Genomic DNA, 13,977 nt, shown 5'->3' on the forward strand with positions numbered 1-13,977 from the left:
TCCTTTATGGCATAGGAGGAGAACCGCATGAGGAACGGAAAACGCGCAGAACAAATATTAGGATATTCGCTTGTTGCTCCAGCGCTGCTGCTTATTTTAGCGGTGGCCATTTGGCCGGTTATTCAATCATTTTATTACAGCCTGTTTGATTATCGGTTAAATGATCCGACTAAATCTTCCATTCATCTGAATTATAGCCTTGATCTCGAAGGTTATTTACAAAATTATCCGTTTTTAAAAAGCTCTTTAACACAGGAAATGGCACAAGCAAATCCTGACGCGAAGAAAGCGCTGGTAGATGTCGAGGAAAAGCTGAAAAAAATAGATCAGACGATTCGCGCAGATCAGGAAGTAGCCAAACGCTACGATCAAGTGGATGAGGCTTTAAATAATTTCGAGTCACCAAGCGATGAGCTTAAAATGGTGGAGATTGATGAGGAAGCCGCCCGGCAGTTCCAAAATAACGTCCGAGAAGTAATCAAAACACTTTCTCAAATGAAAGAAGAGGGGAAATTAAAACAGGCAGATAAAATTGTCGGACTTGCTCAGGGATTAAAGGGAGTGGTTGTGGAACCGAATTTTATTGGCTGGCAACATTACAAGGACAGCCTTGGTGATACGCGTACATGGAAAGCATTGTGGAATACCGCTTCTTTTACGATCATTTCTGTAGCGATTGAACTAGTCTTGGGATTAGGAATTGCCCTTTTAATTAACAAAACCTTCTTTGGCCGCGGATTAGTGAGGGCTGCCATTCTTGTTCCGTGGGCAATCCCGACAGCTGTGTCAGCATTAATGTGGAAATTTTTATATGATGGACAGAATGGGATTGTCGCGAAATATTTTGAGGATATTGGAATTGTTCATCGGATGGGGGATTTATTGACAACAGAAGTAGGAGCGATGTTTGCTGTTATTTTTGCTGATGTATGGAAGACAACTCCTTATATGGCCCTACTTTTGCTGGCCGGATTACAGACCATACCAAGCTCCTTATATGAAGCAGCCTCCATTGATGGGGCGACCAAATGGCAGCAGTTCACAAAAATTACGCTGCCGCTATTGAAGTCAAGCATTCTTGTTGCGTTACTATTCCGCACACTGGATGCCTTCCGTGTTTTTGATCTCATTTATGTGCTGACAGGCGGAGGTCCAGCGAATTCGACAGAAACGATTTCCATTTTGGCTTATAAAATGATGTTCTCGCAAACGAACTTTGGAGAAGGCTCTGCATTAGCCGTTATTGTCTTTATATGTGTTGCTCTTATTTCCATGATTTATATTAAACTATTAGGCGCGGACTTGCTCTCGGATGGCGCAAAAAAATAAAGGAGGGGTGAGACGATGTCTAAAAAAGCTGGACCATTATTTTATGTTTGTTTAGCCGTTTTTATCTTTTTTGTGATGTTTCCATTTTTATGGATTTTACTTAGTTCAGTGAAACCGTTGAGCGAGCTGTTTGGCGATCATGCGTTTCAATGGTTTACGAGCCATCCTACCTTTGAATCATACGTTTCTGTGTTTGTCAATTATCCATTTCTGCGATATTTGTGGAACAGCACAGTGGTTGCGACCATTACCACCGTGTATACGGTATTTGTGGCGGCATTTGCTGCCTATGCCATTGCACGTCTTGAATTTAAAGGAAAGGCCGTCATTCTCGGATTGGTCTTGGCCGTGTCAATGTTTCCGCAAATTGCGACGATTTCCCCCATTTACATGTTTGTTAAAAAATTTGGTTTAACGAATAGCTATTTAGGTTTAATTATTCCGTATACTACCTTTGCTTTACCATTGTCTATTTGGCTGCTTGTTACATTTTTTAGAAAAATCCCATTTGATTTAGAGGAAGCAGCGAAAATGGACGGAGCTACGCCGATGCAAACGTATTTTAAAGTCATTTTGCCGCTGGCAGTACCAGGGGTATTTACAACTTCGATTCTTGTATTTATTGCTGCTTGGAATGAATTTCTATTTGCTTTGACGATCAACACAGCTGAAAAATATAAAACGGTTCCGGTTGGAATTGCGATGTTCCAAGGACAATATACGATTCCATGGGGAGAACTATCAGCTGCAACCGTGATTGTGACGGTTCCGCTCGTGATCATGGTATTATTATTTCAGCGGCGGATTGTCTCTGGCTTAACATCCGGATCTGTAAAAGAATAAAAAAAGGGATGCTCCTTACTAGCGAGCATCCTTTTTCTATTAATGATGATGGATCACGCCTAAACAGTCGTTGCATTTATTGCCGTAGCATTCATGCTGCTCTTCGATTTCTTTTCCGCAATCTGTACATTTTTTAGGCGGAAGGTTTCTGAAAAATTCAGAAATTTTCATTAGCATGGGAATCGCCTCCGTTGATTTGTTATTTATATTGTATTATAACAGTGTTCGATAAGTCAATAACTGTTTTAAAACAAATTTCAGCAATCGTGAAAAATGTTGGAGAATTATGTATCATAATAAAAAGACTACATAAGTAGAGGTGAGTAATGATGAAAGTAACGGTCATTGGATATTGGGGCGGGTTCCCAGCCGCCAATGAAGCAACGTCTGGATATTTATTGGAATATGATGGATTTCGGTTATTAGTGGATTGCGGGAGCGGAGTGCTTTCCAAATTGCAAAATTATGTGTCAGTGGAAAAACTAGATGCCGTCATCTTGTCGCATTATCACCATGACCATGTGGCCGATATCGGACCGCTCCAATATGCGTGGTTGATTAAGAAAAATCTCGGATTTTCATTGCCAGAGCTGCCTATTTACGGTCATCCATTTGACTCGTTGGGTTTTGCGCGGCTCGCTCACAAAGAGATCACAAAAGCGGTCGCGTACGATCCAGAGAAACCGCTGGAAATCGGACCGTTTGTGATTCAATTTATGAAAACTGCGCATCCGGTGATTTGCTACGCTATGCGCATCACAGCGGCAGGTTCCACAGTAGTTTATACGGCGGATTCCAGCTACTTACCAGAGTTTGTGCCATTTTCGCAAAATGCCGACTTATTCATTTGTGAAAGCAACTTTTATGCGGGACAAAACGCGGCTCCAGCTGGTCACATGACAAGTGAAGAAGCGGCAGCCATCGCCCGCGATGCGAACGTAGGAACCTTGTTATTAACGCATTTGCCGCATTTCGGAGATCACGCGCAGCTCGTTCAGGAAGCAAAAACGATATTTGCCGGAACAGTAAAGCTTGCAGCGACAGGGCTTGTATGGGAAAGATAAACAAACGCACGAACTTTCTCCCTTTTGATTCCATCATAAAATGAAAAACAAGCAGTAAATAATGACTAGCTTTTGGAATGCGATAGAAGAAAAAAACGCAGGCTTTCTAGGCTGTTGAGATTTCTCGACAGCCTAGATTCATATATCTTGTTGATGATCGTATACAATCTAGCGGATCATTTGAACGGTTTTTCAAAACAATTGAATGATAGTGGTTAGCATCTTTGTGAATGCCGCTATTAGAATAACAAGAAAAAACAGATCGATAAAATGGAGGAGCGGGGCTTTTTTCTTGCGCTTCTCTTTTTTATAAAATATAATATATTTAGAATTTTTTTATTATTAAATGAATGATTATTCATTCATTAATTAAGCAGGGGAGAGGGTTTTATGAATTTATCGTGGCGATTGGCAGAGGTGGCCAAGCAGCTGCCACAGAAGAAAGCGTATGTGTTTGAAGGAGAAAGCTGTACATATCAAGAATTGCATGAACGAATCTCGCGGTTTGCGAGCGGACTAGCCAGCATGGGAGTTGGCAAAGGGGATCACATTGCGCTATTGCTTGGAAATTCGCCATACTTCATTATTGGATTATATGGAGCGTTGCGGACGGGAGCGACGGTCATACCGGTCAATCCGATTTATACGCCTGATGAAATTGGTTATATTTTAACCAATGGCGATGTGAAAGCGGTTATAGGCTTAGATTTGCTTGTTCCGCTATTTCAGAAAATGGAAGCGCGCTTACCAAACATTGAGCATGTCATCGTATGTGACACACCGCAAGGAAAAGATCAGCCTATTTCATTCACCGGCAAAATGAAATCGTTTACAGACGTCTTAAAGGCTGGTGTGGCTGATTATCAAGGACCGCAGCTTGCTGAGGATGATACAGCGGTTATTTTATATACATCAGGAACGACAGGAAAGCCGAAAGGAGCGATGCTGACACATAAGAATCTGTATAGCAACGCGCAAGATACGGCCAATTATTTAAAAATAAACGAGAGCGATCGCGTGATTGCTACATTGCCGATGTTTCATGTTTTTTGTTTGACCGTTGCGCTCAATGCGCCGTTGATGAATGGCGGAACGGTGCTGATTGTTCCAAAATTCAGCCCTGCGAAAATCTTTCAGCTTGCTAGAGAGGAGAAAGCGACGATCTTTGCTGGGGTGCCAACAATGTACAACTTTTTGTACCAATATGAACACGGAAAAGCGGAGGATTTTCAAACATTGCGGCTTTGCATCTCTGGCGGAGCCTCGATGCCGGTGGCGCTGCTTAAAAATTTTGAGCAAAAATTTAAAGTGATTGTATCAGAAGGATATGGATTGTCAGAGGCTTCTCCGGTTACGTGTTTTAATCCGCTTGATCGTCCGCGCAAACCGGGGTCCATTGGCTGCAGCATTTTACATGTGGAAAATAAAGTGGTGAACGAATTTGGCGAGGAAGTGCCAGTCGGAGAAGTCGGCGAATTAATTGTGCGCGGTCCGAACGTGATGAAGGGATATTATAAAATGCCGGAGGAAACGGCTCATGCACTTCGCAACGGCTGGCTTTACACCGGAGATTTGGCGAAAATGGATGAGGAAGGATATTTTTATATCGTTGATCGCAAAAAAGATATGATTATTGTCGGAGGATATAATGTTTATCCTCGCGAGGTAGAGGAGGTGCTGTACAGTCATCCGGACATTGTTGAAGCAGCGGTCATCGGCATTCCTGATCCCGATTTTGGAGAAGCAGTCAAGTGCTTTGTTGTATCTAAGAATGCCGACTTGACAGAGGAACAGCTGATCGAATATTGCCGGGAGCATCTTGCCAAGTATAAGGTGCCAAGCATGGTTGAATTTTTAGACGAAATTCCGAAAAATACAACCGGGAAAATTTTAAGAAGGGCATTGAAGGAGCAATTGACTTCACGCTAAGCGATATTCAAGCCCGTGGGTGATGGATTTAAATAGAAAGAGAAAGCGATGTAAATGGGCTTGGCTGAAAAAAGTGCCGATCAATCGGTACTTTTTTTATTGAAAAACGCAAATCATTTACGGAAAATAAAGAAAGAAAGGAGGAGGAAGATGGACACAGCACTTACTGCACGAACGTTGTCCTCATTTCGCCAAGGGGTGCAAGCGGGGATGAGCATTGCAATCGGGTATATGCCGATTGCTTTAACATTTGGACTATTGGCGAAAACAACAGGATTGACGCTGTGGGAAACGGTGATGATGAGCGTGATCGTCTTTGCCGGGGCGTCGCAGTATATCGCTTTAAACTTGTTGACGCTTGGCACAGGCGGATTTGAAATTGTGTTGACCACCTTTATTTTAAATATTCGTCACTTTTTGATGGCGGCGGCATTGAATGAAAAAGCGGAGCAGGAATCGTTATGGAAAAAGGCGTTATATGCGTTTGGCATTACAGATGAAACCTTTTCCGTAGCGGCGATGAAACCGGGAAAAGTGAATGCCTCCTACATGTTGGGTTTAATTTTTGTATCTTATGGGAGTTGGGTGATAAGCTCAGGTGTTGGCCATGTAGTGGGAGAGAGACTGCCAAAAAGCCTTCAGGAAAGCATGTCGGTTGCTCTATACGCCATGTTTATCGGCTTGCTTGTCCCGACTTTAAAGAAGCAACGAAAAGTGATTTGGCTTGCTTGTTTAGCCGCTGCGTTCCATTCTATTTTGTTGCTGGGGCTTCATATGTCAAAAGGCTGGGCGATTGTCATCTCCACCTTGCTTGCTTCCGTACTCGTTCAATCTTTTGCCAAAGAAAGCGAGGAAAGCGACGATGCGCTATGACATTATTTGGATGATTATTGGAATGGGAATGGTTACGTATATTCCGCGCATGCTTCCGCTTGCTGTTTTTCATCGAGTGAAGCTCCCGCCGTTTTTGCAAGGGGTATTAAAAAACGTGCCATACGCGATATTAGGAGCATTAATTGTACCGGGAATTTTTTTGCTTGACGAGGATCCTTGGTTCGGCGTGCTCGGTTTTGTCAGTGCTGTTGTCGTGGCGTGGTTTGGTGCGAATATCATTATCGTAGTGCTTGCCTCTGTTTTAGTTTTAAGTGTTTATGCTGCCCTATAAAAAAGGAAGAGGGGGTCCCGAAAGTGTTCGCATAGCGTTCGTTTTTGGGCCCCTTTTTTGGATAAAGAGGAGAACTACACGTATTGTGAAAAAGGAGATCGTTGCCCTGATCGAGTACAGCACGTTGGATCGGGAACCAACGAAAGCGTGTGCAAAGGAGATCACCGAATTGAGGACATGATGGTATGAGGAAGAGCTGGATGAGTGGATTGGCGCCAAAGGCAAAGACACGAAAACCATCCGCAACAACGGCAGGGGATCCGGGAACGGCTGTCCACGGAAGAAGAGGCGGCGACGTACCGAAAACGGACAATCGAAAAGGACCCGGTGTTTGGGCCAATCAAGTACAACCAGCAATTTCAGCGATTTTGGTTAAGAGGGCTCCCAAAAATCACCTTGGAATGAGGGCCACCATTTGAGAAAGTGGGCGGCCACAACCGATCCAACTAAAGAAAAAACAGGATCAAATTCAGAAATAAGGAGCCATTCCTGCTTCAAAAAAGAAATAAATAATCAAGTAGTAAAAAAGAGGCGGTTCCCAAAGGGGCGTTTTAACGACCTTTTGAGACAGCCTCTATTTGATTTTGTCCATAATGGTCTCGTAAACTTCTTCGTATTTAAATCCTTTTTTGCCCATTCCAAATTGCTCAATGACACGGTTGTTTTCATCGAGCAGGTATGTGCGAGTTGTATGAATGAGCATGCCGTTGCCGGGGTCGCGATATTGGAAATCAAAGGCGTCGGCTACTTTTTTTGTATCGCGTTCACTTCCGCGAAGCAAAATCCATCCTTTGTCATTTGGCGAAATGTGAAAAGTTTTAGCGTATGCTTGAAGCTTTGCCGCTGTATCGCGCTTCGGATCAATGGTGATGGTAATAAACTCGATTTTATTTGGAAATACACGCTGCTGCTCTAATTTTTGCCGCAGCTTCGTCATTTCGAATGTCGTATTTGGACAAATGTCTGGACAATTTGTATAAATAAATTCGAGCAGCCGCATTTTTGGTGTCATTTTATTGAATGAATATTCTTCCCCCCATGCCGTTTCCATGGTTATGTTGTTTGGCAGCTTCATTTGCCATTGCCGGTATATGGAAACATAAAAAATCCCGATACCAATGCATACAGCAAGCAAGATGCCGAACATCCAATATATTTTTTTCAACAGCTTCACCCTCCCTTATTTTCCATGATACATGAAAAAGTAAGGAAAAACGAATAATGATTTTGAACTTTATCTGACGTTCTAATTCATCCAAAAGAGACTACACTAATGATAAGGAATGTTGTCCATTCGAAGGGGGAATTTGATGAAAAAAATGATCTATTGGTCGGTGTTGATTTATGTGTTGTACTGTGCAGGTATCGCGCTGTATTTATTTTGGTTTTCTGATGCGTCCATTCCGACTGAATGGCGGGGAACGAGTGCAGATCCATCCAGCTTTTTAACATCAGGAGAGCAGCATTTGAGCGAGCGGTATTCCGATTTGAAAAATTTTTTATATTTTGCCTCTATTCCTTATGATTGGTTTGTTTACTTATTGATTTTACTGCTGGGAATCTCCAACATGCTGCAGAAATGGGCGCAGCGTGCCACAAAAGCATTTTGGATGCAAACCGCGCTTTATGTATTTTGGTTGTCGCTGATCATCACAGCCGCCGCCTTGCCATTGGAGTTGGCAAGCTATCATTTTTCTCGAGCCTATGGAATCAGTACGCAATCCATGTCTAGCTGGCTTCGAGATGAAGTCACTGATTTTTTGATCAGTACGCTGCTTCTGTTTTTCGTCATCACGGTTTTGTATGGGTTGATTCGTCGCTTTGAAAAAAGATGGTGGTTTTTTGCTTGGTTGATATCGATTCCATTGACCATCTTTTTGATGTTTATTCAACCTGTTGTCATTGATCCATTATACAATAAGTTTTATCCACTAAAGAATCACGCGCTTGAGGCGGAAATTTTATCATTGGCACAACAAGCGCATATTCCAGCTGACCATGTATTTGAAGTCAATATGTCTGAAAAAACCAATGCACTGAATGCATATGTGACAGGCATCGGTTCCCATGCGCGCATTGTGTTGTGGGATACAACGGTTGAACGGTTAAAACAGGAAGAAGTACTGTTTATTATGGCCCATGAAATGGGGCACTACGTAATGAAGCATATATACTGGGGCATAGCAGGGTCCATTGTGCTGGCTTTTTTTGGACTATGGATGGTCAGCCGCTTGATGAGCTGGGCTCTTGCTAAATGGAGAAAGCATTTGCGTATAAAAGCGGTGGGAGAATTAGCTTCCTTGCCGCTGCTTTTGCTCATCATGTCGCTGCTCCAGTTTTCTGTTACGCCTTTGACTAATATGGTGTCAAGATATGAAGAGCATGCGGCTGATAAATATGCGGTTGAATTAACAGAAGATGCAGATGCCGGGATTTCCACATTTCAAAAACTGGCCAAAGCTGGACTTAGCGAGGTGTACCCACCATATCTAGTGAAAATTTTTCGCTATACACATCCGACTATTTTTGAAAGGATCGTGTTTTTAGAACAGCAAAAATCAGAGAATGGGCATAAATGAAAGTTCTATTTATGGATAAAGCTTGGTCCTTCCATGAAATTTGTGTTCTTTTAAACATCATCCACTGATTTCTTTGCTGAGTCTTGAATTTTTCGGTGATATTATCTGCAGGCAGAAAGTGAAACACTTTCTGCTTATTTTTTTAAAAAATTTCAAAAAAATAGTTTTATTTTCGGTTGTTCTGTTATATAATAACAACAGAAAAAACATTATTTGTATTATAACAAAAGGAAGGTGGGGGATATGGAGACGAAAACATCGCGACTTTATGCAAATGGACGCATAAAAAAGAGGTAGAAACCATTTTGGTAGATGAGCCCCCAAAGTACGGAGAAGTTAGGGGGAGATTTTGGCGGGAAAAGAAGGCGATTGTTTGAGCAAAGAAAGAAAAAGCATCAAGAAATGGATGATGGAAAGATTGTTAAATTCCCCAGAAGAAACTGCTCATATCGGCAACCGCGAGACTCATTTCTAAAGATCTGCTAGATTAGCATATTGAAATTGTGGAGCCGGCGGATCGCCAAATGATGATTGACGTGCTCTATTGCGTGGCTAAGGGGGCTATGGCTGATTTGGAAGCCGTTCTTTCTCCGACATAAGAAAACGGACAGCAAAGACACCAACCCGCTTACGAGACACCACCGTATGATCACTTATGAATCTCCAGAAGGAAAACTCTATTTACGAGGGAAGAGACGGCTGTGCTGAAGGGTTCGTCCGCGCGGCTGGTATTCTGAAGAAAAGCATCTCACACTTGATGGAAATTTACTTTCTATAAAAAAGTTAGTTCAACTTTAACAAAAATGGCGCAGTTCATATTTTTATTCGCCGAAAACGGAAGATCATTTTGAGGATCTTACTGAAAAAAGAGGGGGAAGGGAAAATGACACGTGATGAAAAAGTGAGGCAATTACAAGAAAGCTGGAACACGGAGGAACGATGGAAAGGGATTGAGCGTCCTTATTCTGCAGAAGATGTGATCAAATTGCGCGGTTCGATCGATATCGAATATACGCTTGCTCGCCGCGGAGCAGAAAAGCTGTGGAATCTGCTTCATACAGAGGATTATGTTCATGCGCTTGGGGCATTGACTGGCAATCAAGCTGTTCAACAAGTAAAAGCGGGATTAAAAGCGATTTATTTAAGCGGCTGGCAGGTAGCGGCCGATGCCAACTTAGCCGGACAAATGTATCCGGACCAAAGCTTATATCCTGCCAATAGCGTGCCACATGTCGTGAAACGGATCAATCAAGCGCTACAGCGGGCGGATCAAATTCAACATCTAGAAGGAAGCGGTGATATCGATTATTTTGTGCCGATTGTAGCAGATGCGGAAGCGGGCTTTGGCGGGCAGCTGAATGTATTTGAATTGATGAAAGCGATGATTGAATCAGGAGCAGCAGCGGTACATTTTGAGGACCAGCTTTCTTCTGAGAAAAAATGCGGTCATTTAGGCGGAAAAGTATTATTGCCTACGCAAACAGCGGTACGCAATTTAATTGCAGCGCGTTTGGCGGCAGATGTTATGGGAGTTCCAACGGTGCTAATCGCTCGCACGGATGCAAACGCCGCTGATTTAATTACAAGTGATATTGATCCGCGCGATCAAGAATTTATTACAGGAGAACGCACACCGGAAGGGTTTTACCGCACAAAAGCAGGATTGGATCAAGCGATTGCTCGCGGCCTAGCATATGCACCATATGCCGATTTAATTTGGTGCGAAACAAGTGAACCGAATTTGGAAGAAGCACGCCGTTTTGCTGAAGCTATTCATGAGAAGTTTCCTGGAAAGCTGCTTGCGTATAACTGCTCTCCATCCTTTAATTGGAAAAAGAAATTAGATGCTGAAACAATTGAGAACTTCCAAGTGGAGCTTGGAAAAATGGGTTACAAGTTTCAATTCGTTACATTGGCAGGATTCCACGCCCTCAACTACAGCATGTTTGAATTGGCACGCGGATACAAAGAGCGCGGTATGGCGGCGTATTCCGAATTACAGCAGGCCGAATTTGCAGCTGAAAAATACGGTTATACAGCAACTAGACACCAGCGTGAAGTTGGAACAGGATATTTTGATGAAGTATCCCAAGTCATTTCCGGGGGACAATCGTCAACGGTGGCACTTAAGGGATCGACAGAAGAAGAACAATTCACAACAGCTTAATCATAGAAATGTAAGGAAATACGGGGGATTATATAGAGAAAATAATAGAGAGAAAAGCTCGCGTCTATGCGAGCCTTCAAGTTGTAGACAAAGTCATCATTGACTTTGTCTACAACCATTTTAATATCCTTTATTGATGGCATGGTTTCACATCGGACTCGTTTGAAAGCGCTTGGCAGATAAGGAACACAGCTGAGTGAAGACGTGAATGGAACCAAAACGTTCATGAGTGGACGTACGAGGCTTGTGACGCAGGATGAAAGCATTTGTCAGCAGTCAAAAGGTTCGCAGTCGATGCGAACCTTTTGTATGTTTAGCGAAAAATGAAACATGATAACATCAGGAGGTGTTGACAAATGCAGAATAGCCGAAAGGAATTGCCGCTTGATTCCGTGCTCAATCCCGAAGTAAGAATAAGCACCGATTTTCATTTTTATCAAGCGTTTTTCGATGAGGTTGGATATGCAGACAGCTCAAATGCAGAACATAAAGCGATCAAACAGGCAAACGAGTATTTGGCAGAGGAAGAGAGGTACCCCGTTTTTTATTATTCATGAGCGATTTTTTAATCGCTCTTTATTTTTTGAAAATATAGAAAAATATAGATGTAAATGGTATGATGAAGATGTACAAGTCATTTTAATCGATGTGAGAGGTGAACGATTTCAATGAAAGTAAACGAATTTATTGTATTAAATGACTTCATTGTGAGCCGCTACACAATGGTCATTTTGCCTCATCATTTTCATGACCATCATTACACAAAAGTCATTGAAGAAGACGGAGAATACATCGTCAAGATGAAGCCGATTGAGATTATTTCCCGCAGCTGCTATTACTATGGCTCGAGCTTAAAAGGTAGAAAGGAAGGAACAAAAGAAATTATAGGCATTACCCACAAGCCTCCCATTGCGATTGAACCACTGAATGAAATTTATGTGTTTCCTACAACATCTCCAAATGATATACGATGCGTATGGATTTCGCATATGCACGTGCTCAAATACGAACCCTCTCGCGGCGACACAACAACCGTATATTTTAAAAACGATAAAAGTGTTTGCCTTGATATTTCCTACTATTCGTTTGTCAACCAACTTTATCGCACAGCCCAGCTGCGCACGAAGCTATCTGAAAGAATGGAAGCGCGTGAACGAAAAATGCAGTATTTGTTTAGAATGGATCAAACAAAAGACTGGTTGTCATGAATTATTAACCTCGAAAAATTCCCGGTTTCCATTACGTGAAGGGCAAAATTCTAACGCTCAGGATGAATGGCAGTGGGCATAGGTGAAATGGATTGTATTCCCTGAACTATTGTACTACTATAGAAACAAAGGTTCTTTGCCGATAGCTGGGGGGAGCAGAGAGAATCTAGACGAAAACCAAGCGCTTCAGTCTTTTCGTAATACCGTATCAAAATTTTCGATTGGTTGAATATGTATCATCACGCAGCGGGAAGTTACGATGAGGGAGACGAAAAAGGCTTCGTCGTGAGACTCAAGAAACACTCACTTCTAGAAGTGATGATTCGTTTAGAAGTTGTTAAAATTCTCTCTATTTATATTCCCCGCGTAACCGTGTAAAATAAGATTGTTAGCAACAATGTAAATGGGGAGTATTCATGGACATCGAAGCATTAAAGCACTGGTTTACATTAAAGCATGTATTAGAATTACTGGAACATTACCGCTCGTTTGGGATGCTGCCCGGGGTTATCGTTACGCTGTTAGAGTCGTTTTTTCCGATTCTTCCGATGTTTGTATTTGTGATGGCGAACGCGGCTGCTTTTGGGCTTTGGCAAGGAATTATGATTTCGTGGATTGGCGCTTGCCTCGGATCCATTTGTGTTTTTTTACTTGCTCGAAAAATAGGCCAGAAACGGTTTTTTCATTTTTTGAGCCGTCATCAAAAGGTGAAAAAACTGGTGGATTGGGTGGAGCGCCACGGATTTGGCCCATTGTTTTTACTGTTTTGTTTTCCGTTTACACCATCGGCGATTATCAATGTCGTGGCTGGACTAGCCCGCGTTAGCCGCCAGCAGTTTATTTTAGCCGTACTTCTCGGCAAAATGGTGATGATTTTTATGATTAGCTTTATTGGCTATGATTTGGCGGCTTTGGCCAAACAGCCGCTTCGCACAGTAGCGGTCATTATCGCGATTTTCCTTTTATGGTATGCAGGGAAGAAAGTAGAAGCGAGGTTTTCATTGACGGAAAAAACAGATAAAAAAGACTCTTAAGCTGGGTGGGCGGTGTGATGAGCAAACGGCCAATTTATCGGAGAAGATCGGTTATATGGACGGTTAGTCTGACACTGGTTTTTTTTGCGCGGTTTTTATTGTTTACTAACTATGTAGTTGAAGGAGAATCGATGATGCCCACGCTGCAGGACGGCAATTTCTTAATCGTGAAGAAATTTGGCAGCATCCAGCGTTTTGATATTATCGTGTTCCATGCCAATACGCAAAAGGATTATGTCAAGCGTGTTATCGGTCTTCCTGGCGATCGCATCATGTATAAAAATGATGTGTTATACATTAATGGGAAGCCGATAGAAGAACCGTATTTGCAGCGATATAAACGTAAATTGGTTAATGGAAAACTCACCGGGGATTTTACGCTTCAAGAAGTGACCGGGAGAAAGACGGTTCCCCCTGGCTATGTGTTTGTCTTAGGCGATAATCGTTTAGTCAGCTGGGACAGCCGCCATTTTGGCTATGTGAAAATGAACCGAATTGTTGGAAAAGTTAATGCGCGCTGCTGGCCTTTTCGTGAGATTAGCATTCAGTTTTAAAGGTATTCATCGAAACAAGCGTTCAATGAATACCTTTTTTACTTTGACAGATGACGATTTCCCACGATCTCCCTCTTTCAAACAAACGAACATATGTGCTAAAAT

The 13,977-nt window shown here is 42.4% G+C and carries 16 protein-coding genes; 14 read left to right on the forward strand and 2 right to left on the reverse strand.

Annotated elements, in window-relative coordinates; all coding sequences use genetic code 11:
- Nucleotides 1-27: 27 nt before the first annotated feature.
- Entirely contained in the window at nucleotides 28-1,329 is a 1,302-nt protein-coding gene (locus GRQ40_RS03795) for an ABC transporter permease subunit (protein ID WP_159719394.1), read from the forward strand.
- Nucleotides 1,330-1,344: 15 nt separating this feature from the next.
- Nucleotides 1,345-2,172, forward strand: a complete 828-nt coding sequence (locus GRQ40_RS03800; protein ID WP_066148117.1) for a carbohydrate ABC transporter permease — start codon at nucleotides 1,345-1,347, stop codon at nucleotides 2,170-2,172.
- Between the two features lie 39 nt (nucleotides 2,173-2,211).
- Here GRQ40_RS03800 and yhfH read toward each other — a convergent pair whose 3' ends face one another.
- A complete protein-coding gene (gene yhfH / locus GRQ40_RS03805) occupies nucleotides 2,212-2,349 on the reverse strand; it encodes a protein YhfH (protein WP_080860509.1) in 138 nt (45 codons plus the stop codon).
- Nucleotides 2,350-2,501: 152 nt separating this feature from the next.
- Here yhfH and GRQ40_RS03810 point away from each other — a divergent pair, with 152 nt between their 5' ends.
- The 5 genes from GRQ40_RS03810 (at nucleotide 2,502) to GRQ40_RS18445 (ending at nucleotide 6,735) form a co-directional block, all read left to right on the forward strand.
- Nucleotides 2,502-3,236 (forward strand): MBL fold metallo-hydrolase, encoded by a 735-nt coding sequence (locus GRQ40_RS03810; RefSeq protein WP_159720748.1) that lies wholly within the window; start codon nucleotides 2,502-2,504, stop codon nucleotides 3,234-3,236.
- 390 nt (nucleotides 3,237-3,626) lie between these two features.
- Nucleotides 3,627-5,165, forward strand: a complete 1,539-nt coding sequence (locus GRQ40_RS03815; RefSeq protein WP_044745655.1) for a fatty acid--CoA ligase family protein — start codon at nucleotides 3,627-3,629, stop codon at nucleotides 5,163-5,165.
- 150 nt (nucleotides 5,166-5,315) lie between these two features.
- Entirely contained in the window at nucleotides 5,316-6,038 is a 723-nt protein-coding gene (locus tag GRQ40_RS03820; RefSeq protein WP_080860511.1) for an AzlC family ABC transporter permease, read from the forward strand.
- Complete coding sequence (locus GRQ40_RS03825) at nucleotides 6,028-6,330, forward strand: AzlD domain-containing protein (protein WP_066148129.1); 303 nt, start codon at nucleotides 6,028-6,030, stop codon at nucleotides 6,328-6,330. Before GRQ40_RS03820 ends, GRQ40_RS03825 begins: the two co-directional genes overlap by 11 nt.
- 204 nt (nucleotides 6,331-6,534) lie before the next feature.
- Nucleotides 6,535-6,735, forward strand: coding sequence for a transposase (locus tag GRQ40_RS18445; RefSeq protein WP_236546394.1), 201 nt, complete (start codon nucleotides 6,535-6,537; stop codon nucleotides 6,733-6,735).
- A 169-nt stretch (nucleotides 6,736-6,904) separates the two neighbouring features.
- On the opposite strand, the gene GRQ40_RS03835 is transcribed toward GRQ40_RS18445, so the two are convergent.
- On the reverse strand, nucleotides 6,905-7,495 hold the full coding sequence (locus tag GRQ40_RS03835; RefSeq protein ID WP_066148135.1) for an SCO family protein: 591 nt from the start codon (nucleotides 7,493-7,495) through the stop codon (nucleotides 6,905-6,907).
- Between the two features lie 145 nt (nucleotides 7,496-7,640).
- On the opposite strand from GRQ40_RS03835, the gene GRQ40_RS03840 reads away from it, so the two are divergent.
- The 7 genes from GRQ40_RS03840 to lepB all read left to right on the forward strand — a co-directional run bounded on the left by GRQ40_RS03840 (nucleotide 7,641) and on the right by lepB (nucleotide 13,872).
- A complete protein-coding gene (locus tag GRQ40_RS03840; protein ID WP_066148136.1) occupies nucleotides 7,641-8,909 on the forward strand; it encodes a M48 family metallopeptidase in 1,269 nt (422 codons plus the stop codon).
- Between the two features lie 349 nt (nucleotides 8,910-9,258).
- Entirely contained in the window at nucleotides 9,259-9,384 is a 126-nt protein-coding gene (locus GRQ40_RS18715; protein WP_255458297.1) for a hypothetical protein, read from the forward strand.
- Between the two features lie 408 nt (nucleotides 9,385-9,792).
- Nucleotides 9,793-11,076, forward strand: coding sequence for an isocitrate lyase (aceA, locus tag GRQ40_RS03845; RefSeq protein WP_159719395.1), 1,284 nt, complete (start codon nucleotides 9,793-9,795; stop codon nucleotides 11,074-11,076).
- A gap of 356 nt (nucleotides 11,077-11,432) precedes the next feature.
- Nucleotides 11,433-11,633, forward strand: coding sequence for a hypothetical protein (locus tag GRQ40_RS03850; protein WP_066148143.1), 201 nt, complete (start codon nucleotides 11,433-11,435; stop codon nucleotides 11,631-11,633).
- A gap of 111 nt (nucleotides 11,634-11,744) precedes the next feature.
- Nucleotides 11,745-12,284, forward strand: coding sequence for a competence protein ComK (locus tag GRQ40_RS03855; RefSeq protein WP_080860517.1), 540 nt, complete (start codon nucleotides 11,745-11,747; stop codon nucleotides 12,282-12,284).
- Between the two features lie 416 nt (nucleotides 12,285-12,700).
- Entirely contained in the window at nucleotides 12,701-13,318 is a 618-nt protein-coding gene (locus tag GRQ40_RS03860) for a TVP38/TMEM64 family protein (RefSeq protein WP_044745663.1), read from the forward strand.
- Nucleotides 13,319-13,335: 17 nt separating this feature from the next.
- Nucleotides 13,336-13,872, forward strand: a complete 537-nt coding sequence (gene lepB / locus GRQ40_RS03865; RefSeq protein WP_159719396.1) for a signal peptidase I — start codon at nucleotides 13,336-13,338, stop codon at nucleotides 13,870-13,872.
- Nucleotides 13,873-13,977 lie beyond the last annotated feature (105 nt).

It is taken from the genome of Anoxybacillus sp. PDR2 (assembly GCF_009834045.1).
GTDB lineage: Bacteria > Bacillota > Bacilli > Bacillales > Anoxybacillaceae > Anoxybacteroides > Anoxybacteroides rupiense.

Excerpts from the sequence above, each read along its gene's own strand:
- GRQ40_RS03795 (WP_159719394.1), top strand. The coding sequence starts at position 28 with ATGAGGAACGGAAAACGCGCAGAACAAATATTAGGATATTCGCTTGTT.
- GRQ40_RS03800 (WP_066148117.1), top strand. The coding sequence starts at position 1,345 with ATGTCTAAAAAAGCTGGACCATTATTTTATGTTTGTTTAGCCGTTTTT.
- yhfH (WP_080860509.1), bottom strand. The coding sequence starts at position 2,349 with ATGCTAATGAAAATTTCTGAATTTTTCAGAAACCTTCCGCCTAAAAAA.
- GRQ40_RS03810 (WP_159720748.1), top strand. The coding sequence starts at position 2,502 with ATGAAAGTAACGGTCATTGGATATTGGGGCGGGTTCCCAGCCGCCAAT.
- GRQ40_RS03815 (WP_044745655.1), top strand. The coding sequence starts at position 3,627 with ATGAATTTATCGTGGCGATTGGCAGAGGTGGCCAAGCAGCTGCCACAG.
- GRQ40_RS03820 (WP_080860511.1), top strand. The coding sequence starts at position 5,316 with ATGGACACAGCACTTACTGCACGAACGTTGTCCTCATTTCGCCAAGGG.
- GRQ40_RS03825 (WP_066148129.1), top strand. The coding sequence starts at position 6,028 with ATGCGCTATGACATTATTTGGATGATTATTGGAATGGGAATGGTTACG.
- GRQ40_RS03840 (WP_066148136.1), top strand. The coding sequence starts at position 7,641 with ATGAAAAAAATGATCTATTGGTCGGTGTTGATTTATGTGTTGTACTGT.
- aceA (WP_159719395.1), top strand. The coding sequence starts at position 9,793 with ATGACACGTGATGAAAAAGTGAGGCAATTACAAGAAAGCTGGAACACG.
- GRQ40_RS03850 (WP_066148143.1), top strand. The coding sequence starts at position 11,433 with ATGCAGAATAGCCGAAAGGAATTGCCGCTTGATTCCGTGCTCAATCCC.
- GRQ40_RS03855 (WP_080860517.1), top strand. The coding sequence starts at position 11,745 with ATGAAAGTAAACGAATTTATTGTATTAAATGACTTCATTGTGAGCCGC.
- GRQ40_RS03860 (WP_044745663.1), top strand. The coding sequence starts at position 12,701 with ATGGACATCGAAGCATTAAAGCACTGGTTTACATTAAAGCATGTATTA.
- lepB (WP_159719396.1), top strand. The coding sequence starts at position 13,336 with ATGAGCAAACGGCCAATTTATCGGAGAAGATCGGTTATATGGACGGTT.